The following is a 24,723-nucleotide window of genomic DNA, read 5'->3' as shown; positions in this document are numbered from 1 at the left end:
CTCCTTTAGCTAATCATTTGTTCATCGAAAATTGCATCTATTTCAAGCATTTTGATTAAAGCTCTTCGAGCGGTTGCTTGTGCCTCTTCTGAAAGTGAAGGGTTGATTTCGAGTACCTTTTCAATATCTACATTGAGTCCTAAAAAAAGGACAACATCACAAAAGCCCCTTAAATAACTTAAAAGTATAGGCATCGGTAAATTATGCGTTGAGTACATGTAATCACGATCATCGCTGATATCAATGACCTCAACACTGCCTACATTTATCCCTGTCATTGCATCTGCAACCACGATAACATCGGGAGCAAATGCTCGCAAAGTATGAAATTGACTCTCAGGAGTGTCGTCTCCATAAAAGACGTTCCACCCTATTTTTTCTTTTTCTACAAGATGCCCCAGATACGTTGTTACACCATCATCACCGCGTAATGTATTTCCAATGGTTAAAAGTGCTTTCTTCATAAACTTTTCCTTAAAATGACATACCCTTCATGCAGTGTTCCAAAAAGCTCTTTTAAAAAGCACTCTGGCATTTCATGGTACAGCTTCTGTGCATGTTCTGGGAAAACCTCTATTTCAAAATATTGACTCAAATTTCCTAACTTGAATTGTGCATACGCTCCACACTCCTTTAGCATTTGATCATATGCCTCTTCTTCAATCGTTTCAATCGTTTCCACAAAATCAACCGTTCCAATTCCATGCCCAATGCTGAGGGAAAAGATCTTGACCTGTTCTAACTCTCTAGGCATATTTTGAGAAGTAGCATCGGTATGTCTTCTGGTTAATCTGCATACATTAATCATCTTATTTCCTTCATCTCTCTAATTGTTGTTTAAATCCATACGATCGCCATCATCAATCGCTTGAAACTTTCGCATGTGAGAAAGGTAAATTTTATTATGAATCGTTTGCATACACTCCTGATACCTTTTGTCTTCCTCTTCACGCACCAAACGCTCCATTGCTATGCGTGTTTTGACGGTATCTTTAATATCTGGAGACTCTTTGAGTGCTGCAATGTATTTGTCATACAGTTTGCGCCCAAAAAGATAACCCATCAGTAATTTTGCTTCCGCTAGGACATCACGTTCAAATAAAATATCACCCAAGAGAGACATTTGGATTGCAGGCGATTGATTGGAACCATTTGCGTGCATTTTGTATGATAATTTTTGATCCAAAATACCCAAAGCCGTTGCTAATCCATGAATAATGGTTGCGGGATGCGGCGGACAGCCAGGGATATAAACATCCACAGGAATTACTTTATCAATACCACCCCAAACGCTGTACGCATCATGAAATATGCCACCACTGCTCCCACACGCTCCTATAGCAACCACCACTTTCGGATCAGGGGTTGCTTCATAAGCACGTAAAAGTGGATAATACATCTGACGCGTTAAAGGTCCAGTGCACACTAAGATATCCGCATGTCTTGGACTTGGTACAAGCTTAAATCCAAAACGTTCAGGGTCCCACATCGGGGTAATCGCCGCAAAAATTTCGATCTCACACCCATTGCATGAACCGCAATCCACTCTATAAACGCTAAAGCTTCCTTTGATATTTTTAAGATGCTCTAATTTTGCTTCTACTGAATTAGCGAGCGCTATTTCATCGGGCACAATATATGTTTTACTCATTTTTGAGCCTTTCCAAACGATCTATTAGTCTGTTCAACCACAATGTTCTTTTTGCACTCTTGACACGTACGAATGTAGTGCGTTTTTGCATCAAGTGTTTCTTCACTCCACCCTACTCTTTTGAGGCGTTCAAGATCATAAGCAATAAGCTTTTTAGTCGTAAAAGGCTTGTGACAAACCTCACAATTCTGTAGCTCAAGTTCACCTCGTTCCTTCAAGTCCTCTTTGTTAAACTTCACAGCTATTTCAAACTCTTTTGAGAGCATCACGGCATTGGTAGGACAGACTTCGTCACAACGTCCACAAAAAATGCACCTCGCACAATCAAATTCCCAAACCAATTTGTCTTTTTTGGCATTGAGTTTGACATTGATTGCATTGGAAGGACAAGCGACTGCGCATGCGGTACAGCCAATACATTTTTCATAATCATACGAAGGCTTCCCACGGAATCCTTCTGGAACCTCATAGGGTTCCAAGGGATAACCATAGGTTGCGTTACCATATTTTCGTGTCATATCTAATAGTTTCATCACATACTCCTACATGTTTTTTAAAGGAGAATTTTTCAAGGTTTGAGAATAACGTTTCAAATCTTGATGGGTGAGCACTTTTGACTTATGGCTTTTAACATCCACAACCGTGACACGCTCTGTGCAGGAGTAACATGGGTCTAAAGAACAGACAATTAAAGCCGCATCGGCAATGGTATTACCTCTAAATTGGTAACGAAGGGATGGCCAGTTATTATACGTAGCCGCCCGACATCTCCATCTATAGACTTTTTGAGCATTACCGTGCATAATCCAGTGCATATTTTCTCCTCTAGGCGCTTCGTCATTACCAAGCGCATACGCCCCTGGTTTGATCATGGTTTGTGGAGAGATGATCGTTTGACCGCCTGGCATCATTTCAAAACATTGGCGAATAATAGAGATAGACTCTAACAGTTCTCGATAACGAACCATTTCACGGGAAAATACATCGCAACCATGCTCAACAGCCACATTAAATTCAATTTTGTCGAAGAAATCATACGGATGGTCATAGCGAGAATCACGTTTAAATCCACTACCACGAACATTCGGACCAACAGGAGAAAAATCACGTGCAACTTTTGGATCTAAGATACCTACACCTTTCCAACGACCCACTTGTGCGCTATCATCCATAACTGCTTCCCAAACTTCTTTGAGTTGCTTTTCAATGATTTTTAAAAGGTCTAAACTCTTTTTGATCTCCACACCACTCATGTCACGACGAAGTCCTCCCATAACAACGTTGCCATAGGTTTTACGACCACCTGTAACAAATTGTGCGAGCTCCATTGAAAATTCACGAATTCTAAAGATGTGCATAAAGGCATTCACATTACCCGTGACTTCGCATGCAAGACCAATGTTCAAAAGGTGCGAATGCAATCTCTCAATTTCTAAACAGATGACACGCATCGCTTGAGCACGGAGTGGAATCTCTAAGCCAATCGCACGCTCAGCAGCTTCGATGCACGAAATGGCATGGGCATACCCACAAATACCACAAACACGCTCTGCCAAATAGCCCATCTGATCGTAGTTCATTCTATTTTCTGCTAACTTTTCCATACCACGATGTTGATAGAAAAGTCTAAAGTCCGCATCAATAATCGTATCGCCATCGCAGTACAACCTAAAGTGACCTGGCTCATCGCTGGTAATATGCAATGGTCCAAGAGGAACATCCACAACACCACCTGAGCCTTTTGGGTGCATGAACTCATAATCGGGCTCATCTTGATGGGCAACAGGATCAGGTCGATACCTATAATCCATTGCATCTTTGCGTAAAGGATGAAGATTAGCAGGCCAATCATCCGCAAGCACTAAACGTCTTGGATCGGGTAATCCAATGGCACGAAGACCAAAAAGATCGAATGCTTCACGCTCATACCATACCGCTGCTGGAACTTTACATGTAACGGATGGGAAGGTAGGATCTGCCGCTGGAACAAGGGCTCTTACGGTAATCCAACATTTTTCATCTTGAGCAACTTCATCCTCTGCTGTCATCTTTCCACCTTCCATGGAAAGAACATAATAGAGAGCGAAATTACCATTGAGTTGTCGCTCGTCATTAGGAATCATCGTTGAAAGCCAACCACCCATATCGTAATAGAGCATTCGAACCGCTTCAGGCAGATCATTGCGATCCACGGTAATGGTAATTTGATCTTCAGGTTGCCTTTCAACACTTTGAATCGTTATTCTTTGTTTTACTTGATTAATAAAAATTTCACCTTTAAGCATCGTGTTCTCCTTATGCCGCAACGATAATTTTGACTGCGCTGTTAAGCAATGTGACCCATCCCTCAACAGAGAATACGCCAAATATAATGATCAGTGCAGCAAGACCAATGAGTGGTAAATTCGCACTCCAAGCAACTTCTCGTGAGAGAATTTTTGATTGGCTTTCACCAAACGTTGCCAAAAAGAAGTGAGAAAAATCTGCGATAAAGATAATGATCAAACCGATGATAAACAAAATGACAGGGATGTAAAGTGCTGTATTAAATGACTCTTGCACCATCCAAAATTCGCTCACAAAAATTGCAAAACCTGGCACACCCACCAATGAACAGATGGAAATACCAAATAAAATAGCCGTAATAGGCGCGATTTTGATGAGTCCACCCATTTTGGTCATATCTCGTGTTCCATAAATTTGAACCATATTACCAGTGACACAAAAAGCGAGTGCTTTGGTTACAGAGTGTGCTAAAGCATGAAAGAGTGCGGCAAAAAGACCGAAAAATCCACCAACACCTAAACCAAAAGCAATAACACCCATGTGTGCAATAGAGTGGTACGCAAACATTCTTTTAACATCGTGTTGACGCATTAAGAAGAGTGCCGCAATGAAGATGGTCAAAAGACCACTGACGAGCATCACAGTCTGTACGTACTCGAACCCAACCATTGAGTTCCCCACAATCGCGTAATAACGAATAAGTCCTAAGATCGCACATTTAAGCAAAATACCAGAAAGCATTGCAGACGCAGGTGCTGGTCCTTCGGAGTGAACATCAGGTAACCATGTGTGCGTAGGGGCAAGTCCTGCTTTGGTTCCAAAACCAATGAGGGCAAAGACAAAGATGAGTTTTAAGATGTCAGGATTGATCTCCTTCGCATGCGCCATCAAGGTACTCCAAAGCATCATGCTATGACTGTCTTTGATAACGGCGAATCCTGCACTGTAAAGCAATACCGTTGCGTAAAGCGCAAAGGCTAAACCAATACTACAAATAACAATATATTTCCAACCACTTTCTGTTGATTTTTTGCCTTTATGCAAGGCAACCATAAAAACAGAAGATAAAGTTGTCGCCTCAATCGCAACCCACATCAACACAATGTTATTTGCAAGGACGGAGAACGTCATTGTGAAGACAAAAAGATGCGAAAGGGCAAAAAAGAGTTTGGCATCTTTGGTGGTAATTTCGCCTTTTTCAACTTCCCACTGCATATATTTGACAGAATATAAATTGACTAATAATCCCGTCACACCAATGAGCGACAAAAAGACGCCACCAAGAGCATCAATGAAAAGCATATCGTGAAAAGCAAAAAATATTTTGCCATTCATGACTTTCATAACTGCGCTTAAAGCAAGCGCTGAACTCGCCATTGAAGCGATTACATGTAAAGTGCTTAGAAGCTTAAATTGAGTAGGCGCAAACCAGATAATAAGCGATGCCAAGACAGGTACCGCTAAAAGTAATGTAAAGAGTTGTTGCATGTCCATGTTTCTTCCCTAACCTTTCAATTCAGTGGCTTTAGAGACATCTAAAGAACCAAAATAATGATGAAATCTTTGAGCGAGCACTGACATGATAATGACGGCAAAGATAGCATCGGTTAAGATTCCAAGCTCCGCAATTTCAGGTAAGTTATACGCCATTAACGCTAAAGAGAGATGAATGCCATTTTCAAACATGCAGTACGCCAAAATCTGTTTAATGACTGAATTTCGTAAAATGAAACCAAAAATTCCAATCATAAAAATCGTAATGGAGGCAATCAGTGGAATGCTCTCATGAATTAACGAAAATTTCATGTAAATAGGATAAACCGACATGGCAATCGCAAGTGAAAAACTGATAGCAATAATGGGGCTTACGAAAAAGCCACCCACGGGTTCATCTTCACTGACCACCCCCAATTTTTTGACCAAACGAAGCAAAATAAAAGGGATAAAAAGCACTTTAGTAAAAAGTGCAATGAATGCCCATGTACACAATTGCTCCGCCAAATGGGTTGTTGATAAAAGCAGAAAAATAGAGACTAAGAGTGCTGTTTGCAATCCATACGTCAAAATCGCTGCCTTATAATTTCTGAGTCCAAAAACAATCAATGATGTCAAAATCATTGCTATGGATAAAAGACTTAATAGATCAATCATATTATGCTCCTACAACATACAAGACAAGCGCTACAAACGATACACCAAGCGCTGCTATTGCATTTGATCTAAAGCTTGTAAGAAGCTTGTGTCGTGGTCCAAAGTTATCAATAAAACAGCAGCTATATAAAAAAATACCTGCTTTTAAAACAAAGACAATCAAGGCTAAAAATGGATTTTCAAAACTCCATGGTTCAAAAATAGTTAAAAACATACCAATCATGGCAAACTGTTTTAGAATCAAACCAGCATGTGCAATGCTAAAATCAGCACCACAATACTCACTTAAGACGCCCTCTTGGAGCTCTTGTTCGGCCTCTGCTAAGTCGTAAGGATTTCTGCCACTTTCAACATACATTGCCCATAAGAAAGAGATGGAAGCAACGGCAAATGCTGGAATTTGGTATCCAATGACACCACTTCTCACCATCTCTTGAATCTCGCCCAAATTACTCGTATGCGCTAGTAGCATCACGACTAAAAGGCTTGTCATCATGACAGGTTCTACAAATACAGCAAGCATCTGCTCACGACTACCACCCACACCTGCAAAAGGATTACCTGAGTCAATAGATGCTGCTCCGAAGATGAAACGTAACATCGCCGCAATATAGAGTACGACAAACACATCCGAACATGAAGCTGCTAAAGTATGTGAACCATAACTAATAGGCATGACCGCTAAAAGAGCAGCGCCAGCTCCAAACAGTGTATAAGGTCCATAACGAAATACCCAGTGTGAACAATGAGGAACCGTACGACTTCGTTTAAAATATTTGATAATATCTCGATAGGTTTGGAAAAAATCTGGCGCACCACGGCGTGATTGTAATCTCGCCCTTAAAACTCTTGCGACACCATCAAAAAATGGTGCAACAAGGATAATAACGACGACTTGTAAAATCATAAAAAATAGACTACTCATGGGTTCACCTTTCTATATGAGATGGCTTATGGCTAAGAAAAGACATAAACCTCCCAAAATATAAGCAGCATAAGCACCTGTGCTACCATTTTGCATGACTGCAATTTTTTCAACGGCATATGTCACAGCATTGATGACAGGTTGATAAAAAATATTCCACCAAATATCTTTAGGATGATCAGTGTAAATAACGGGTTTAAAATAACCTTGGTCTTCTACCGTTGGCTTACTTTGAAATAACCACTCCATCAAACGTCTAAGATCACCCGTAAAAGGTCCTGCTGTAATTTGCATACGATTACTGTATTTGAAACCACATGCCCAAGGATCCGTTTCTCGAGGTTTCGTTCTGTTGGCTTTCATAATGACAATAATTAAGAATGGCAAGGACATTGCACCTGAAATGATCATCGCAATGAGAGGAAGCGAGATGGTTGATCCAATCGGAGAAGCAATGTATCCGCCCGCTGGTGCTGCTTGATACACACCACTAAAAGAGGTAACCACTGTCATAATATTATCGGTCACAATGTTAGCCCCAATACCAAAGGCAAAACAACCAAGGACAAGGAACATCATGCCTAAGACCATACTAATAGGTGCTTCTTTGGCTTGATCAAAAATGTCTTTGTGGCGTGGTGTTCCTGCAAAAATAACCGCATAGAGTTTTAAGTGGATGACAACCAAAACACCCGTTAAAGCAAGCGCTACAACAGAGAATGTAAAGATAAATCGAGGAAGAATTCCTTCTCCAAGGGCTCCTTGCATCATACCTTGGTAGGTAAACCATTCACTGACAAAGCCATTTAAAGGTGGCAATGCAGCAATACCCATAACACCAATAAACATCGCAAAAGCAGTGTATGGCATCTTTTTAGCCAAACCACCGAGTGCTTCAATTTCTCTGGTGTGTGTTGCATGTAAAACACTACCTGCGCCTAAAAAGAGTAACCCTTTAAAGATGGCATGGTTAACAGTATGGTAAAGCCCCGCCAAGAAACCTACGGTTGCCAAAGTAGGTGAATTGATCGCAATACCATAAACACCTGTTCCAAGACCTAATAAAATAATGCCAATGTTTTCAACAGAGTGATACGCCAAAAGCGCTTTATAATCGTGTTGAATGAGTGCGTATAAAACACCTAAGAGAGACGAAAGTGCCCCAATGATAATAATCAAAAGCCCCCACCATGGCATCACAGGAAGCCAGAGACAAAACTTGATAATTCCAAAAAGTGCCACTTTAATCATGACACCACTCATCAAAGCAGATACATTCGTAGGTGCTGCAGGGTGAGCTTTGGGAAGCCAAACATGAAAAGGAAACATGCCTGCTTTTGAGCCAAAGCCAATGAATGCAAGTAAAAACGTAATACTTGCAAGCCATGGTGACATTTTGATAGAGGCAAAAGAGCTAAACTCCAGTGATCCTGATTGATGTGCTAAAAGAAGGAAAGCAGATAAAATACACATACCACCAAGGTGTGCGATTCCTAAATAAACCATAATTGCTTTCATCGAAGACTTTGAGTCATTAAAGCAAATCAAGAATGCTGAGATAATTGTCATTAATTCCCAACAAATCATAAACCAAAAGACATCGGATGCAGAAACAACCATCAGCATACTCAGTACAAACAGGTTAAATAAGGATGCCATAACCCCCAGACTTCCCTTGTTTGCATACCCTTGCGAATACTGAATCGCATACATGGATGATGCAAACGCAATCAGTGTTATGACAAAGAAAAAAAAGTTTCCAACAGGGTCAATCGAGAATGTTGGATTATAAAGAAGGGCTATATTGGTTGTGAACTGCGCTTTTTCGCCAATATGCATAAAAAAATAATACGCACCGTATCCAGAGGCGATGGTGGAGATACCAAAGCCTATTTTAGACGCAAGTGCGTTAAATTTATACAGTAAAAGGGAAACAACGCTTCCTAGTACGTATAAGAGATATACATCTGTCATCACATATCCTTCATTAAGTATATTTAATCATATGCTGAACGAATGCTTCAACACTACCATTTGCTTTTTCACTAATAACTTTATTTTCAAAGTTTCTAGCGTCAATAAACATTAATGCACCTGTTGGACAAACTTCAACACACGAAGGACCTTCCACTCTGCCATTACACAAATCACACTTAATGGCGATGCTTTTTGCCCCTATTTCTGATTCTAAGCCTAAATTGTATTTTGGCTCCATCGTGTAATTAATGGAAGGCATAATCTCAGCCCCCGCACGAATAGCGCCAAAAGGACAGGCAAGTGTACACATCTTACAGCCGATACAAATCTCTTCATGCAATTCGATGCTGTTTTCCCCAAAACGTAATGCCCCAACAGGACAGACATTTGCACAAGGGGCATCATCACATTGTCGGCATTGGTTTGGCATCGTACCACTAAGGGTTCGTGTTACAATCAAGCGAGGAACTGCCAACTTTCCACGCTTATAAGACGACTCATAACATGCAGCCATACATGTAGCACATCCTATACATACCTTAGGATTGGCAATAACAAATTTATTGACTCTTAACTCATTCATGATTTATCTCCTTACCGTACGATACTGCTCGGACGGGTGCATGTGCATATCTGTCTGATTACGAACCATTAAATACTCTTCTTCAGAAATTTTTCGAATTGCCGCTATCGTCATTTTGAGAGGATTCATACCAGAGAGGGGGTCTTTATCTTCAGCATTTGCGAGTTCATTTCCATCCGCTTCTGCATAATGAAATGTCGTAAAAATCGTGCCATGACGAAGGTCTCGATTTATTTTCACTTTCGCAGCAATTTTCCCACGTTTATTTTCAACAAGGGCATAACAATCTTCTTGTAAATCTCTCGCCTCTGCAATATCTAAACTCACTTCTATCGCAGCACCCATAAAATCAGCACCCATTTCCAATGGTTTACATTCCCTCGTCATCGTACCCGTATGATAGTGGTATACTTTACGTCCGGTCGTAAAGAGGCACGGATAAAGCGCATTCACTTTTTCACTGAGAGCACCAGAACCGACTGGATAGTCACTTGGAATATTGAGTTTTGCAATAAGTTCATTTTCAAGTTCTACCCGTTTGGTTTTATCATCAGTATAGATAACAGGTGTTAATCTAAATTTGCCATCTGGTAACATTGATTTTTTATCTTCATACAAAACAGGTGTCCCTGGATGTGTCTCATGCGGACATGGCCAACTAATACCATTCTCTTTTTTAAGGCGAGGATACGTCGCACCGCCAAAGAAGTGTGGGTTCAGTGCTTGAACCTCTTCCCATAGCTCTTCTGGTTTATAAAAATCAAAACCTTCTAAACCAATTCTTTGTGCAATATGACAAATGACTTTCCAATCTGGCTCAATGCCCTCACTAGGTTCAATGGCTTTTGCCACCATTTGAATGCGACGAGAAGTATTAATGAATGTTCCCTCTTTTTCACCCCAAGAAGCAGCAGGCAAGACAACATCTGCTTTTTGTGCAGTTTCAGTGAGGAATATATCTTGGACTACCATTGTTTCAAGATGCGCAACCGCCTCAACGAAATGCTCTGTCCAAGGATCACTCATGACAGGATTTTCGCCAAAGACATAAAGGAATTTAATGTCACCCTCTTCTATTTTGTGCGGTACTTCGGTAAGTTTATAACCAATATTGGGACTGATGTCGTATCCCCAAATTTCTTTTACATGTAAACGTACGGCTTCACTGGTCACCATGCCATTAGGCACCCAGTTTGGAAGAGCACCCATATCGCAGGCACCTTGTACATTGTTTTGTCCACGAAGGGGGTTAACACCTGCACCTTTTTTACCTAGATTTCCTGTGAGAATGGCAAGATTGGAGAGAGAGAATATATTGGACGTTCCATCAATAAATTGTGTCATACCCATGGTATAACAAATAGCTGCTGCACCTGCACGAGCATACATTTCAGCTGCCTCTATCACAAGACTTGCCGCGATACCTGTCTCTTGTTCAACACGTTCAGGTGTAAAATCTTTGACTGCATATTTCACATAATCAAAACCAACTGCATAGTTTTCAACAAATTCTTTATCAAACAGATTATTTTCAATAATATGATGAATCATTGCATTGAGAAGTGGAATGTTATAACCCACAGGGATTTGAAGAAATATGTCCGCTTTTTTGGCCATATCCGTCTCTTTGGGATCGATGACAATCATTTTAGCTCCACGCTCTAATCCTCGCAACATTTGCATGGCGATAATTGGGTGGCATTCGCTTGTATTGGTTCCAATTAAAAAAAGAACGTCTGTATCGGTAGCAAACTCTGTAAGATCGTTTGTCATGGTGCCATTACCTAATGTTTTAGTCAAACCGACTACTGTAGGGCCATGTCAAAGACGAGCGCAGTGATCTATATTATTGGTTCCTTGTACTCTAAAGAGTTTTTGAAAAGCATAATTGTCTTCATTGGTGCATCTAGCAGAAGAAAATCCCATGATGCTATTGGGGCCATATTCTTCAACAGAAGCTTTCATGCGAGAAGCCACAAAATCGTATGCCTCTTCAAAGCTTACCTCAACCAATTCACCCTGTTTTGAAAAAACACCGTCTTTTTTTCGTATCAATGGTTTGGTAAGTCTCCTTGGAGAATGAACATATTCCCAACCATAAAGTCCTTTCAAGCACAATTCACCATCATTCACATGATGATGTTTTGTGGGCTCTGCCTTGACGATTTTATTATTTTCAACTAATAAATCTATATTACAGCCAGTGCCACAATATGGACATGTCGTCTGAAACTTTTTCATATCAATCCTTTCCTAAAATATTCACTTTCAAATTCAAAGATATACCTATATTTTCATATTATAAATTTAATATTAAAAAATATATTTACTTTTAAATTTTATGGAAAAATAGTAGCACAACTCGAAAATAAATACTGTCAGCTATATGACACTTTTTATAGAATTATCTAAATGCCTATTTTATGGATTTTATATACAATGCTATGAAGCATACTTATTTATATGTCTTTCAGAAATCATAGGATATGCTACGCTAATTCTTATCAAAAAGGTTAAAAATGGAGTCTAGTAGAATAAGAATAGATTCAATTAATCTTTCATCTATTCTTTCAAATGATGAATTTAAATCTATTCCGATTAAGAAATTTCATAAGGGAAATCTTGCTTATGACAATAAATCGCTGGTACTTTATGTATTTAAAAGTGGAAAAGCTAAAGCTATTATTTATGAAAATGACGAAGAATTTATCTTATATTATCTAATTAAAGACAATATCATTATCCCTGAAGAGTCATGTGTCATCGAATTTTTAGAGGAGAGTGAAGTCTATCTTATTGACGCAGAAAAATTCTCTCATTTTTTTAGAAATGAAAAATTCTCAACAGCTGTTATTGCTTCTTTGAAACAACGTGCCGTGATGGAAAGACGTATTATTAAAAACCTTGTTTTTAAAAGTTGTAAAAATAAATTAGCCTCTTTTTTACTGGAGGTTGCAGCGGCTCAAAATGGTAATAATATTGAAAATAACTCAAGCATTACACTAAAACTCTCTGTTAAAGAATTATCTGCATTTATTGGATCCAAAAGACAAACCACATCAACGATTTTTAATGAATTTCTGAAAAAAAAATATATTAGAAAAGAAAAATAGTACCTGCTACATTATCAAAAATCTACCAAAACTAAAAGAATGGACAACCGTATCATCGTAACAATATAAAACTAAATTGTTTATCAAATACTTCCATATTGGATTAGGTAAGCTGACAGTTTTATGCATATCAAATTCTTTTATTATCGACGTATTTAATAATAAATTTTTAAAAATACATCCCTATTTCTTTGCTTCACAAATAACAACTAACCATATGATATGAAATTGAGCTATATCTCTTTTTTTTTAGTTTTATCTTCCAAAAAATGGATTTCCTTTCACTTTTTATAACGACTAACAAGATATTTATGAGTCAATGAAGGAATAAAATTTGCACAGTTATCGTTATATATATTATAATATAACGTTTGAAGGGAGACGCCATGAAACATCTTACATGTAAACTTATTTTAGGAGCTATTTTTTCAATGTCTCTACATGCCACTACAATCACCGATATGGCGGGAAGAGAAGTCACACTGCCTGAATCCATCCATAAAATCTACGCCACCTCTCCTTATGGGAGTTATATTTTATATGCGATGGATCCTTCGATTATGGCGGGATGGGTCATTGCGGTACAAGAGAAGAACAAGCCTTTTCTTGCCCCCAGTAGCAGAGACTTACCCGTTGTAGGTTCTATGAGTGGAGGGGCGCAAACCTCCAACATCGAAACACTCTTTGTGCAAAAGCCCGATCTACTGCTTATGTGGTCTACTTCGTCACTGAGCCCCATCGGTAATATCAACCAAAAACTAGAGCAGTTTAATATACCCTATGTTTATGCGGTGGCTGAATCCATGGAAGATTATCCCAAAGTTTTTCAATTTTTAGGACGTCTTTTACATCAAGAAAAACGCGGAGATATGCTTTCAAAACGTACTCAAAGTATTTTAGAGGATGTCAAAAAGGTTGTCAGTGATATCCCCCAAGAGAAGCGTCCCAAAGTCTATTACGCAGAAGGCACTGATGGACTCAGTACCGAATGCGATGACTCCATTCACGTTGAGATTTTAAAACTATTAGGCGATGTCAATGTCCATCGCTGTCATACATCCAATCACAAAGGGTTTGAAAAACTTACGATGGAGCAAGTGATTCTTTACAACCCTGATGTGATCATTACCCAAGAAGAGAATTTTTTAAATACTGTTAAATCACACCCCATGTGGAAAAACATCAAAGCGGTTCAAGAAAATCGCATCTATCTTATTCCTACAATACCGTTTAACTGGTTTGACAGACCACCCTCTTTTATGCGCTTTTTAGGGCTTCAATGGTTAGCAAATCTTTTGTATCCCGCTGAGTATCCCATCGACATCCGTGAAGAAACTAAAAATTTTTACGCTCTTTTTATGGGTGTAACATTGGATGAAAAAGCTTTACATGTAATCTTAGCACCACAATCTTTCATTACAAAGGAGTAATATGTCTTCGTCCCAGAAATGGCTTGGCACTCTCAGCCTCGTCACAGCATCTCTCGTCTTTCCATTATCGCTCATTGGAGCTGATACCGTTTATGAACTTGATCCCATTAGCGCTACGGGCAATAACAACAATGGATCATCGCATGTTGTACGTGAGGATTTGAATCCTACCAGCATACTCAATCCTCACAAAGTAGAAAGCAGCTCTCAAGCGGGCGTTGAAATCTTTACACAAGAAGATATTAAAGACCTTGCGCCTAAAGATATGTTCGATCTTCTTGGTCATGCTACGGGTGTTGATGTCACGTATCAAGGTCGGAAAAGTCCCTATTTTGTCAATGTCAGGGGTGGCGGATCGCTCACCTACATTATTGATGGTGCTATTTTACCGTCTACCGCCAACAAAATTCTCCAAAAGCTTCCACTCAATGCGATTGAAGAGATTCAAATAGTGAGAGGTTCTTCATCCTTGACCTTAGGACCATCGATTAACATCGGCTCATCCACATCGGGTTCAGGATTGAATGTGGGTTATATCATTATCAAAACGAAACAACCCGAAAAAACGGAAGCGATTTTGTCAGGTACACTTGAAAAAACAGAAGGTATTCCTGGAACCAATAAAGAAAATCTTTATGTAGGGTCGCGTGTTGCAAACGATGATTCAAGCGCCTTTGTCGGAGGTATGTGGTCAGGACTTAATCAACGAACCAATGATACATGGTTTGATAAACAGACCGCCGATGTTAAAATGGCCAATACAGGATTTACCTATAAAAATTTGAGCGCAAAACTCTTAGCCTATAAAGATACGGGAACGTTTGATATGCAAAGAGGTGTCACAGTTTTAGGCACTTTAGATAATTCAAAATGGTATTATGATCCTATCACGACACAGATTATCAGTGGTGATGCAACCCTACAATGGAGTGAAAATCACGCAACACTGGCTTCGATGTTTGGTACACGCTACGAGCATACCGAGTACAGTAATGAATCCTTTGGGGGAACAACACCCGCAACAACTATAGGAAATCCAAAACCTTATTGGGAAAAAACAGACGGTTTTAGTTTGCGCCACAATATGCGTTATGGTGACACAACCGTTATGTTGGGAGTGCAATCTACCGATAGTTCAGGATATGGTGCCAACAATAGTGCTAGTTATAACCGCTTTGATGTCAATGTTTTAGGTTGGGCAGGAACGGTTGAACAAAAATTGTTTGATGGGCAAGTCATTCTTGATGGCGGTTATCGACAAGATCAAAAACATATCGACTACTCAAGTACCAGTGCGACTAAAAATAGTACCAATAACGATACCGATATGGCGCCTGCAAAGATTTATGCCTTAGGTGCAAAATGGCAAATGACCCCAATTTATAACATCAGTACACGATATTATCACGGTGATGAAGGAACGATGGGCGATTTTGATGTTAAATCCAAAACAGGTACTCTTCATGCTGAAACACAAGAACGTTTCGAGACCAGTCTGGAAGCCAATTACGATAAAGCCTTTAACCCGATGGTAACGTGGTTTAGCGTCAAAACAGACAATGAAAAAGCGCAAGATACTTCCGCAACCAATACGTACGTGCTAAATGGTCAAACCTACTATTACTATACCGAATCTGATACAAAACGAAATGGCCTTGAGCTTCTTCTCAAAGGACAGTTTTCAACAGGTACAAGCTACAAAGCAAGCTGGACACATCTTTTGCAGTATGACGCTATCGCCAGTAGTGGCGTTACAACCGATAATGTGGGGAACAGCAACCCAGAGGATTTGTACACTTTGTTGATTACGCAAGAGTGGGACAAATACCGAGCCAACCTTTCCATCCAAAAAGAGAGTGGCTGGCATACCTCAACCTCGGCAATGGGAACAGCGTATAATGTTGATCTAGGTGATTTTACGCGCGTTGATACCAATATTATGCGGGACTTTAAAGCAGGCAATACCACAACAACGGTTACGCTATATGTCAGAAACCTCACCGATGAGCATTATGCAACACGTTATACAACGGGGTATTACTATGATCGTGGTCGTGTTTTTGGTCTTGATCTAACACTCAAATATTAACTATTGTAAGCGCTCAAAAAACTGAGCGCTTTTTTACATGTAAGGATTAACGATGGATGTTGAACACTACGATGAACAGTCACGAACAGTAAAACGCCCTTTGTATGAATACTATGCCAACAAGATAAAAACATATACAAATGTCACGGAGGGAAAGTGTCTGGATATTGGCTCGTGTGGAGGGTATTTGGGGCTTGAACTTGCAAAAATAACCCGTTTACATGTAACGTTTTTTGATCTCTCCCAAGAGGCACTGGATAAAGCTGCTTTACACCTCATTGAAGATGACTTAGAAGAGCGAGGCGCTATTCTTTTGGGGGATGTGCATGCCATTCCTCTGGAAAATGAGACAATGGATTTAATGATATCCAGAGGTTCGCTTCCTTTTTGGGAAGAGCCTGCATTAGCTTTCAAAGAGATTTACCGCGTACTTAAAAAAGGTGGGACCACGTTTGTGGGCGGAGGCAAAGGCACGCCTGAAATCAAAGAGCAGATTGAAGAAAATATGCGCCAAAGAGGTCAAGAAATCGATCGAGAAGCGATGAATAAAATGCATGGAGATGGCATGAAGCGTGACTATGATGCCCTTTTAAAAAGTGTGGGAATTGTGGATTATGTGATTCATCGCGCCGATGATGGCATTTGGATACAGATGCACAAATAACCTCATGTTTGAAAGAGCTGTTAAGTGAAATAAAAAAGCGAGCATGTCTCTAAAAATACATGCTCGTACGTTATGTTAACCATCATCTATAACTTCATCTATTTTTCAAAAATAGAATTTGTAATCTGTACGGTTGAGATAGAATTCTTGGGTGAACCATCAATGAGTTTATCAGAATACGTTAAATAAATCAGCGTATTGCGTTTTACATCATAAAATCGAACCACCTGCATATGTTTAAATAACAGCGATGTAGATTCTCTAAAAACACGTTCTCCATCACTCTTTTTGGATTGAATCTCTTGCGGTAATGTAATAATGCCTGTTTGTCGGCATGCAATAGAAGCATCAGAAGTATCTTCAGCGATACCAAAAGTACCTTTTACTCCTCCCGTCTTTGCACGAGAAAGATGACAGGAAACACCAGGCACCTTAGGGTCATCAAATGCTTCAATCACAATCTTATGATTTGCCCCTAAAAAAACAAAAGCTGTATCAACCGATCCAATCTCTTCTGCGAATGCCGCCACTGAAACTAAACATCCTAAAGCGATTGCTAAGCGATACAACTTTTTTCGTACTATCAAGCATAATCTACTCCTTTGAGATAACAATTTTCCATAGCTTGATTATAGCTTTTGTTGTTTAATAGATCATTTTTTATGCTCGACAAAACGTCATTTTAGTTATTGAATACATATTATTCATTTTAAAGAGCAGTATTAAACGCTGATAGTGAAACATTTAATTCTTCAGACAATTTAGCAAGATGTTCTGCAGCAGAAGCAATTTCTTCCACATTTCTCGCATTGGTATTTGAGATATGACTGATATTTCGGATACGCTCTATAACATTCATCGTTTTTTCTCGACCTAGCTTAGCTTCTTGTGCATTATCCAAAGCGATCTCTTTAGCCGTATTGATATTAATAACGGTACTGCGCATTAATTTTTGCGTTGTTTCTGCTCGTTCCCCAAGACTTTTTATTTCTTGCGAACTAACCCTCATCATCTCTGTAGCCGTATAAACGGATTGGACTATGATTGTTACGGTAGCATTACTTTCGACTAAACTCTTTTGCGTACGTTCTGCAAGTTTTCTAACTTCATCTGCGACAACAGCGAAACCGCGACCATGTTCACCCGCACGAGCGGCTTCAATGGCAGCATTAAGGGCTAAAAGATTCGTTTGTTCTGCTATATCTGCAATCACAGAAAGAATTTGTTGAACTTGCCCAACTTCTTGATCGAGATGTTCCAATCGTGAAGAAAGATCTGTTTGGCTCACAACAACGCCTTGAAGATTACTTGAAACAGACAGAACTTCCTCCGCCGCATGATGCAATTCGGCAGTAACATTGGCAATAACACTCCCTGATTGTGTCGAACTTTTCTCGCTTGATTCTAAAATAGAGACAACTGCCTCTGTTTCATTGGTTGTTTCGTTTACTTCTTTCGCAGCATTTTCTGTACAAATACCTATTTGCATAGAGGTACTGGCCAATTCTTCTGCCACAGCGGCATTTTCATGTGCTGTATTTTTAGCATTATCTAATGCTTTTGAAAGCGCCAATAGAAGTTGATTGACGGTTTTCATCATTTGTGATATTTCGTCATGACTACCAGTTTCTATGGTGTAGCAAAGATCTTTATGTGTGGAAATATAATCACACCCCTTCACGGCCATACGAATAGAAGAACGAATTTTACGGATGGTAATCCAAAAAAGAAGTGTTACGATAAAGGCAATAAGAATAGCTATACATAGCCCTATTATTTTGGCATTTTCGAGTATCTTAAATCCATCTTCTTGTATTGACTTGTTAATATCTTCAATAATAACCTTCATTGCTCGATGATGATCTCTTATTTGTAAAACGATATCCTTAAATTGTTTTTCTTCATGAGTATTGACAAATTCTTTTGTATGTAATGTATGCTGATATTGGTCGATTATTTTAAATCTTTCTTGCGTTAGGTTATTATAAAGTGTTAACTCTTCAATCGCTTTATCTAAAACTGAAAGTATTTTCTGCTCTTCATGCATTTGAACTTTCAATTGATTGATATAGTCTCGAAATTCCTTTAAAGCACCATTATAAAAATTTAAATTCTCTTTATCGTAACTTATCTGATAGCTTAAAACAAATACTGGCAACATCGCATTGGCCATCCTTAAATTACCAATCATTTCAATTTTCTTTGCAACGTGTTCTGCATTGTGTGTATTGGAAATAAGTAAAAATGTGAGCCCACTTAAGCCTAATAGAAAAATAACTAACAAAAATACTAATTTTCCACGAATCGTTTGTAACATACGATACTCCATTCATCAAATAAACTACTAAACTTATAATTTCAGCATTGAAATTGCTTGATTAAGCAAATAAGAGACAGCAGTTGATAACCACTGTCTCATGAAGATATTCAAAACGCAATGACTTAGAATTTGTAATTTGCTTTAAACCAGAAGTCATGTCCATTGGCATCTTTTCCCCAATCTTGATACATGATATCTGTCGATAATCCTTTGAGGGTGTCAAACGAACTGCTAAACTGGTCAGTAGAAAATGTAATTTGAGAGTTGCATTTTTATTTAAAACCTTAAAGAACCAAGTTAAATTGGTTAAACTCCATTTTCAAATTTTTGGAAAGGAGTTGAGTGTTAAAAAAAAGGTGAAATTAAAATGATAAAGAAGTTTTTAGCTGAAGGTTTTAGTAAAAGTGCCATTGCTAGAAAGTTAGGTATTTCAAGAGAAACTGTAAGGCGCTATGCCAATCTTCCAGATGATTATATTCCCCATATCAATAGACCTCCTGTGATTAACAGTGTTGATCCTTATTTGCCACATATTGCCAAGATGTTAGAGACGGCAGAGCAGCAGAAAAGTGAAATACCATTAACTGTTATTTACGAAGAGATTAAGAAGCTAGGATACGATGGAAGTCTGAGGTGGCTTCAACAAGTCATACTAAGATATGAGCTTAGAGCTCGAGCCAAATTAGATGAGCCTATTATACGCTTTGAAACCAAACCAGCCCAGCAAATGCAGGTCGACTGGGTAGAGTTTCCCAAGGATAATTTATCCGCCTTTGTGGCGACGATGGGTTACTCTAGGGCATCTTATGTGGAATACGTTAATAATGAGAAGATTGAGACCTTAATAGGGTGCCATATGAACGCTTTTGCCTACTTTGGCGGTGTTTCTAGGAACTGTCTCTATGACAATATGAAAACGGTTATATTGTCGCGCAATGACTATAGCAAAGGTGATCATAGATTCAATCCCTTGTTTGCTGACTTTGCTAAACATTGTGGATTCAGTATCAAAGTATGCAAACCCTATCGTGCTAAGACCAAAGGAAAAGTTGAGAGATTTAACCATTATCTGCGGTATAACTTTCACAATGGATTACGGGTGCGACTCTCTATGAAACATTACACATTAACGCTTGATAATGCAAATGCGGAAGTTCTAAAATGGTTGGACAATACCGCCAATAAACGCATCCACCAAACGACATTACAGATGCCATTTGAGTTGTTAGCACAGGAGCAGTTACAGCTACTTCCTGTGCCTAAAGCCTATCAAGGAATCCACCCTAAAGCTTTGATTGAAAGTGTAGCTAAAAAATATTCCCCAATCAATTCTCACAAAGACTTGGAAAAATTATATATCCCCAATAGAGACATTCAATGTTACGATGAGTTTATACCCATGGTTGCAAACATCATCCTTCCTGTTGGATTTTATGGTGGTGCATTATGGAGTTAGATACCTCTATCGATGAGTTATGTAAAGAACTCAAGCTCTCTATCATAGGCGAAAAAATATCATGATATTGCCAGTATGGCAGCTAAAGAGAATTGGCAATATACACAGTTCTTGGAGGAGGTATTACGAGTGGAAGTAGATAATAGACTAGGAAGGTCTAAAAATATGTTGACCAAACTCGCAGGATTCCCAGTTATTAAGACATTAGAGCAGTTTGATTACACTTTCTCCGTTGGCGTGAACCGTAAACAGATTGAAGAACTCTCAAGCCTAATATTTGTTAAAAAGTATGAGAACATCATCCTCTTAGGTGAAAGTGGTGTGGGTAAAACACATCTTGCTATTGCGCTAGCACTCAAAGCGGTGCAACATCGCTATAAAGTAAGATTTACCACCATAAGTGAGCTTTTAAGTAATGCAAATAGAGCCAAAAAAGAGAAAAAATATGATAGCTTCTTGAAATCTATCGCCTCTCCATCGGTACTTGTCATTGATGAGATTGGATATTTCAATATGAGCAAAGAAGAAGCCAATCACTTTTTTCAAATTATTTCTAAACGCTATGAAAAAAGCTCTACCATTTTTACTTCAAATCTTGTATTTAGTAAATGGGTTCAAGTCTTTGCAGGAGATAAAATCGTTACAACCGCTATATTAGATCGAGTGTTACATCACTCACATATCATCAATATTCAAGGAGATAGCTACCGACTTAAAGAGAAGAAACAAACAGGAGTTTTACACTCAGAAATCTATAAGTTTGAAGCTAAATCTTCAAACATAGAAGGTCAAAATCAAGAGGTGGTTTAAGTTTCAATTCGCAACTTTTTTACACTAAAAACTGACCAGTTCTGCGCTTCGCTTGACACCATCTCCATATTCTGTATTCCAAATGAGATGCTCTTGTCCAAGACGTAGTTTATTAGTGACAAATCCATTCAAGATTTCATTAAAATGGTAAATAAAGATTCCCTTTACAATTCGTGTCTCTTCCCAAAAAATTGAATGAATAAAAAAATAATCATGAGATTTCTCAAACAATTTAGCCTTTAAAATTTTGCCCGAATCACTAATAGATATGGGGACTACTCTATTCTCTGGAACTTCAATCCTATCGGCAACCAGATAGAGCTTCTGTATAAGAGGAATAACAACTAACTGCATATAAACTCCTTGTGATGATAAAAATGGCTGTAAAACAAAATGTCTTACAGCTACTATTCGTTTTTCAATGATGGACTTTTAAAAAATACTGTTTTCTTGTAAAGAAATTGCCTTAAGATCTTCAACCTTTTGTTTTATTTTTGGATAGATTTTGCAGATGTACGTTCTGTCAACTTTTAATTTTTTTGATTTTGCGAGATGGAGACAGATCTGAGAATAACTTTGTCCCTTTTCCTCTTTTAACTGATAAATAAGAGGAGCATACTGATTAAGCAGTTTGGAGCGTTTTTTGGGAATTCTTTTTTTGGAAGTATCAAACATTTTAAGTTGCAGTTTGGTTTTTTCATTCAGGCTATCAAGTTCTTTAGAGTTCTTTTTAAGTGAACCAATCGTTAACGTATCATAATAGTTTTCAAGAACAAACAGCAATGCTTGATGGTAAAGCATTGAACGATTAAGACCTTCAGTGTTTCTACTTTTCAGGGTGTAAAAACGTTCAAATGTTTTTTCTAGCGCTTCCTGCTGGAGAGGCTCTGGCATTCTGGCAAGCAGATGCAACAATTGTTTGGAAGAAACGTGTTTCATAGCAGTATCCTTTTAAAATTGAGATACTACTATTCGTTTTTTATTGAAACCAAAATGAAAAACGTTGAAAAATTGTTGAATTTAACCGTTGAATTTCATTTTTTAATTCAATGCGCACTGTTTTTAAGAAGTTCGATAGCATGGTACTTTTCGGCACTTAAAACTGCTCTTTTCTCTTCATACCAAAACGGGTAAAAATGCAAGAGCATCTTTGTTTAGTGCTATACTTTCACCATCTTCTAATATAAAGATTCTTGTTATATAGCTGCTTAGCTATGGGTTGTAATGCGTAGAGTATGCACCCACTTTTTATGCACATGAGCTGCATGAAGCGCCTACCTTCATTTAAGGTCGATATGTGGGAAACTCACTATCAAAGCACGATGCAATGCTTTAACCATGCAGATTATATTCAACGAAATACTTGGTCACTACAACCGGAAGTGTAGTAAATATTATAATTTAAGGGGAGTCACACAAAATATATTTTTATGCCCCTATCTCCTTCATGGCAACTTTTTGTAAAAAAGCTGAGCGTGTAAGATGCAAAGGCGCAATAAAATCATCAATCTTTTTTACCAATCGTTCTGGCATAGAGATGTTAATACGAAGGCTTTTGTCCGCTTCATTAGGTTCAGCGATACTTTCTTTACTCTCAAGCATAACCGTTACAAAAGCTTTAAATGCTTCTTGGGCAGATTGTAATGCCTCATCAGCACTTTCACCATCACCCATAACGCCTTTAAAGTCTTTATAGTAAGCAAACCAGCCAGCACCGTCTTCTGGTTTAACTTTTTTAACAATAATCTCATAATCTAAGTTCATATAATAATCAAGGTTCTTTTTCATTTTAGTTCTCCTAATATCTCTAAAACATGTTTGACGTAAATAGCTTTTATAGGCTTATGATAAGGGATCACAATATGTTCACAAAACTCTTTACGAAACACATAATGACTACCACCACTATTCTGACAGGTGTAGCCATAACCTTCTAAAAGCTTCTTAATATCCTCAAATGGGATATCTTTTGGGTTGTTTTTCATCGCTTGCAAAAGCTTATCTTTTTTACTCATCCACGCCCTTTCAATACACAATCTTACACAACATTTATTTAAAAGAAATTAAAAAAATCTTTTATGAAAAATTTCACATACTTTAAAGCCTTGCGTTTGCATTTTCCAACGCTTTATCCAACTCCTGATTGGAGTATTTTAGATAAATCAAATACAAATTGAATTTCAATGCAGTATTTTTACTAATTTAATGACCATTATATTATATCTATATATTTTATATTAATACTTGGATATAATAGTATTATACTTTATAAAATAATTGTTTAAATACTATTTCATAGTAAAAAAGGATTTTTGATGGTTTTAGGCTATATTAGGGTGAGTACAGAGTCACAATCAGTTCTTAATCAAAAACATAAAATTTTAGAATTTGCCCAACAAAAGAAAATTATTGTAGATGAATTTATCGAAATTGAAATCTCTTCCAAAAAATCACAAAAAGCAAGATTGCTCGATGATTTATTTATCAAGATGCAAGAGGGAGATATTTTAATTTGCACAGAACTGTCTCGCCTTGGACGGAATATGTTGGAGATTTTAAACCTCATAGAAAAATTCAATTCTCATGGTATCAAACTCATATTTACTAATCAGCCAGAACTCTCTACTAACCAAAATGAATCACTTTCAAAATTACTTTTAGCTATCTATGGGTATTTTGCTCAAACAGAGCGAGAAATTATAAGCGAACGTACAAAACAAGGACTAAGTGCAGCAAAAGCGCAAGGGAAAATACTAGGAAGACCGAAAGGAGCTAAGAATAAAGAAAGAATCTTGGATCCATACAAAGACGAGATTAAAAAATATTTGGAGATGTATTTAAGCCAAACTAGTATTTTAAAGATTATCAATTCGCAACTTGAAAAGCCTATTTCAATGACATCACTGAGATATTTTATGGAAAATGACAAAGTTTTGAGCAAATTAAGTTAAAGGACATGTTATCAAACAAAGTAAAGAATCATATATTTTTAAAGATATCTGCTCTTTTTTTAAGCTTATAAGAGAATTTTATGGCTAGAGTGGTGCTTTGTCTGGAACCAATCAGTTATTTGTGAGAGAAATCTCGTAGTCACTTCTAAATGACTGGTGATTATATTACTGTTTTTATAACAGTATAATAGCGTTAATAAAATACTATTTTTCCAACTTTGCCATTCTCCGTGTCAAAGGAAGTGAAGAACTAGGCATATGTTTTTTAAAACTATCCCCTTTGTTTAGGCTTTTAACAAAATCATACATGCAAAAAA

General features: G+C 38.0%; 23 protein-coding genes and 1 pseudogene. 7 read left to right on the top strand and 17 right to left on the bottom strand.

Going from position 1 to position 24,723, the window contains the following annotated elements:
- Nucleotides 1-5: 5 nt before the first annotated feature.
- Genes Sdiek1_RS05280 through fdhF form a run of 11 tightly spaced genes read right to left on the bottom strand, consistent with a single transcriptional unit; the run spans nucleotide 6 to nucleotide 11,814 of the window.
- Nucleotides 6-464 carry a hydrogenase maturation protease gene (locus Sdiek1_RS05280; RefSeq protein WP_087438229.1) on the bottom strand — a complete coding sequence of 153 codons (459 nt, stop codon included), beginning with the start codon at nucleotides 462-464 and terminating at the stop codon, nucleotides 6-8.
- The gene (locus Sdiek1_RS05275; protein ID WP_087438228.1) at nucleotides 461-808 is read right to left on the bottom strand and encodes a formate hydrogenlyase maturation HycH family protein; all 348 of its coding nucleotides are present in this window, start codon (nucleotides 806-808) and stop codon (nucleotides 461-463) included. Before Sdiek1_RS05275 ends, Sdiek1_RS05280 begins: the two co-directional genes overlap by 4 nt.
- 18 nt (nucleotides 809-826) lie before the next feature.
- Complete coding sequence (locus tag Sdiek1_RS05270) at nucleotides 827-1,651, bottom strand: NADH-quinone oxidoreductase subunit B family protein (RefSeq protein ID WP_087438227.1); 825 nt, start codon at nucleotides 1,649-1,651, stop codon at nucleotides 827-829.
- On the bottom strand, nucleotides 1,648-2,187 hold the full coding sequence (locus Sdiek1_RS05265; RefSeq protein WP_087438226.1) for a formate hydrogenlyase complex iron-sulfur subunit: 540 nt from the start codon (nucleotides 2,185-2,187) through the stop codon (nucleotides 1,648-1,650). Before Sdiek1_RS05265 ends, Sdiek1_RS05270 begins: the two co-directional genes overlap by 4 nt.
- A 6-nt stretch (nucleotides 2,188-2,193) precedes the next feature.
- Complete coding sequence (locus Sdiek1_RS05260) at nucleotides 2,194-3,936, bottom strand: hydrogenase large subunit (protein WP_087438225.1); 1,743 nt, start codon at nucleotides 3,934-3,936, stop codon at nucleotides 2,194-2,196.
- A gap of 10 nt (nucleotides 3,937-3,946) precedes the next feature.
- Nucleotides 3,947-5,431, bottom strand: a complete 1,485-nt coding sequence (locus Sdiek1_RS05255; RefSeq protein WP_087438224.1) for a hydrogenase 4 subunit F — start codon at nucleotides 5,429-5,431, stop codon at nucleotides 3,947-3,949.
- Between the two features lie 9 nt (nucleotides 5,432-5,440).
- Complete coding sequence (gene hyfE / locus Sdiek1_RS05250; protein ID WP_087438223.1) at nucleotides 5,441-6,088, bottom strand: hydrogenase 4 membrane subunit; 648 nt, start codon at nucleotides 6,086-6,088, stop codon at nucleotides 5,441-5,443.
- Nucleotide 6,089: 1 nt separating this feature from the next.
- Nucleotides 6,090-7,013 (bottom strand): respiratory chain complex I subunit 1 family protein, encoded by a 924-nt coding sequence (locus tag Sdiek1_RS05245; RefSeq protein WP_087438222.1) that lies wholly within the window; start codon nucleotides 7,011-7,013, stop codon nucleotides 6,090-6,092.
- A 12-nt stretch (nucleotides 7,014-7,025) separates the two neighbouring features.
- A complete protein-coding gene (locus tag Sdiek1_RS05240) occupies nucleotides 7,026-8,987 on the bottom strand; it encodes a proton-conducting transporter transmembrane domain-containing protein (RefSeq protein WP_087438221.1) in 1,962 nt (653 codons plus the stop codon).
- Between the two features lie 13 nt (nucleotides 8,988-9,000).
- A complete protein-coding gene (locus tag Sdiek1_RS05235) occupies nucleotides 9,001-9,573 on the bottom strand; it encodes a 4Fe-4S dicluster domain-containing protein (RefSeq protein ID WP_087438220.1) in 573 nt (190 codons plus the stop codon).
- 3 nt (nucleotides 9,574-9,576) lie between these two features.
- Nucleotides 9,577-11,814 carry a formate dehydrogenase subunit alpha gene (fdhF, locus tag Sdiek1_RS15555; RefSeq protein ID WP_369688487.1) on the bottom strand — a complete coding sequence of 746 codons (2,238 nt, stop codon included), beginning with the start codon at nucleotides 11,812-11,814 and terminating at the stop codon, nucleotides 9,577-9,579.
- Between the two features lie 278 nt (nucleotides 11,815-12,092).
- Between fdhF and Sdiek1_RS05220 the strand changes: the two genes are divergently transcribed.
- From Sdiek1_RS05220 to Sdiek1_RS05205, 4 genes are all read left to right on the top strand, one after another.
- Nucleotides 12,093-12,686, top strand: coding sequence for a Crp/Fnr family transcriptional regulator (locus Sdiek1_RS05220; protein WP_087438217.1), 594 nt, complete (start codon nucleotides 12,093-12,095; stop codon nucleotides 12,684-12,686).
- 386 nt (nucleotides 12,687-13,072) lie between these two features.
- The gene (locus Sdiek1_RS05215) at nucleotides 13,073-14,116 is read left to right on the top strand and encodes an ABC transporter substrate-binding protein (RefSeq protein WP_087438216.1); all 1,044 of its coding nucleotides are present in this window, start codon (nucleotides 13,073-13,075) and stop codon (nucleotides 14,114-14,116) included.
- Between the two features lies 1 nt (nucleotide 14,117).
- A complete protein-coding gene (locus Sdiek1_RS05210) occupies nucleotides 14,118-16,205 on the top strand; it encodes a TonB-dependent receptor plug domain-containing protein (RefSeq protein ID WP_087438215.1) in 2,088 nt (695 codons plus the stop codon).
- Between the two features lie 52 nt (nucleotides 16,206-16,257).
- The gene (locus Sdiek1_RS05205) at nucleotides 16,258-16,869 is read left to right on the top strand and encodes a class I SAM-dependent methyltransferase (protein WP_087438214.1); all 612 of its coding nucleotides are present in this window, start codon (nucleotides 16,258-16,260) and stop codon (nucleotides 16,867-16,869) included.
- 98 nt (nucleotides 16,870-16,967) lie between these two features.
- On the opposite strand, the gene Sdiek1_RS05200 is transcribed toward Sdiek1_RS05205, so the two are convergent.
- A complete protein-coding gene (locus Sdiek1_RS05200; RefSeq protein WP_238099168.1) occupies nucleotides 16,968-17,456 on the bottom strand; it encodes a CreA family protein in 489 nt (162 codons plus the stop codon).
- 122 nt (nucleotides 17,457-17,578) lie between these two features.
- Nucleotides 17,579-19,186, bottom strand: a complete 1,608-nt coding sequence (locus tag Sdiek1_RS05195) for a methyl-accepting chemotaxis protein (protein WP_161491994.1) — start codon at nucleotides 19,184-19,186, stop codon at nucleotides 17,579-17,581.
- A 370-nt stretch (nucleotides 19,187-19,556) separates the two neighbouring features.
- Between Sdiek1_RS05195 and istA the strand changes: the two genes are divergently transcribed.
- Nucleotides 19,557-20,645: an IS21 family transposase gene (gene istA / locus Sdiek1_RS05190; RefSeq protein ID WP_087438211.1), complete on the top strand. Its 1,089-nt coding sequence runs from the start codon at nucleotides 19,557-19,559 to the stop codon at nucleotides 20,643-20,645.
- Nucleotides 20,636-21,455 (top strand): annotated as a pseudogene (gene istB, locus Sdiek1_RS05185) (IS21-like element helper ATPase IstB). Before istA ends, istB begins: the two are co-directional and overlap by 10 nt.
- A 24-nt stretch (nucleotides 21,456-21,479) precedes the next feature.
- On the opposite strand, the gene Sdiek1_RS05180 reads toward istB, so the two are convergent.
- The 4 genes from Sdiek1_RS05180 to Sdiek1_RS05165 all read right to left on the bottom strand — a co-directional run bounded on the left by Sdiek1_RS05180 (nucleotide 21,480) and on the right by Sdiek1_RS05165 (nucleotide 23,470).
- Nucleotides 21,480-21,809 (bottom strand): hypothetical protein, encoded by a 330-nt coding sequence (locus Sdiek1_RS05180; RefSeq protein WP_087438210.1) that lies wholly within the window; start codon nucleotides 21,807-21,809, stop codon nucleotides 21,480-21,482.
- Between the two features lie 78 nt (nucleotides 21,810-21,887).
- Entirely contained in the window at nucleotides 21,888-22,394 is a 507-nt protein-coding gene (locus tag Sdiek1_RS05175) for a hypothetical protein (RefSeq protein WP_087438209.1), read from the bottom strand.
- Nucleotides 22,395-22,883: 489 nt separating this feature from the next.
- Nucleotides 22,884-23,243 (bottom strand): type II toxin-antitoxin system HicB family antitoxin, encoded by a 360-nt coding sequence (locus Sdiek1_RS05170; protein ID WP_087438208.1) that lies wholly within the window; start codon nucleotides 23,241-23,243, stop codon nucleotides 22,884-22,886.
- Complete coding sequence (locus Sdiek1_RS05165) at nucleotides 23,240-23,470, bottom strand: type II toxin-antitoxin system HicA family toxin (RefSeq protein WP_087438207.1); 231 nt, start codon at nucleotides 23,468-23,470, stop codon at nucleotides 23,240-23,242. Before Sdiek1_RS05165 ends, Sdiek1_RS05170 begins: the two co-directional genes overlap by 4 nt.
- Before the next feature lie 300 nt (nucleotides 23,471-23,770).
- Between Sdiek1_RS05165 and Sdiek1_RS05160 the strand changes: the two genes are divergently transcribed.
- Nucleotides 23,771-24,406, top strand: a complete 636-nt coding sequence (locus tag Sdiek1_RS05160) for a recombinase family protein (RefSeq protein ID WP_087438206.1) — start codon at nucleotides 23,771-23,773, stop codon at nucleotides 24,404-24,406.
- The last annotated feature ends 317 nt before the right edge of the window (nucleotides 24,407-24,723 follow it).

Source organism: Sulfurospirillum diekertiae (assembly GCF_002162315.1).
In the GTDB taxonomy this organism is placed as follows: Bacteria; Campylobacterota; Campylobacteria; order Campylobacterales; family Sulfurospirillaceae; genus Sulfurospirillum.
The sequence above is the reverse complement of the archived record's forward strand: the minus strand, read 5'-3'. Positions and strand labels throughout refer to the sequence as shown.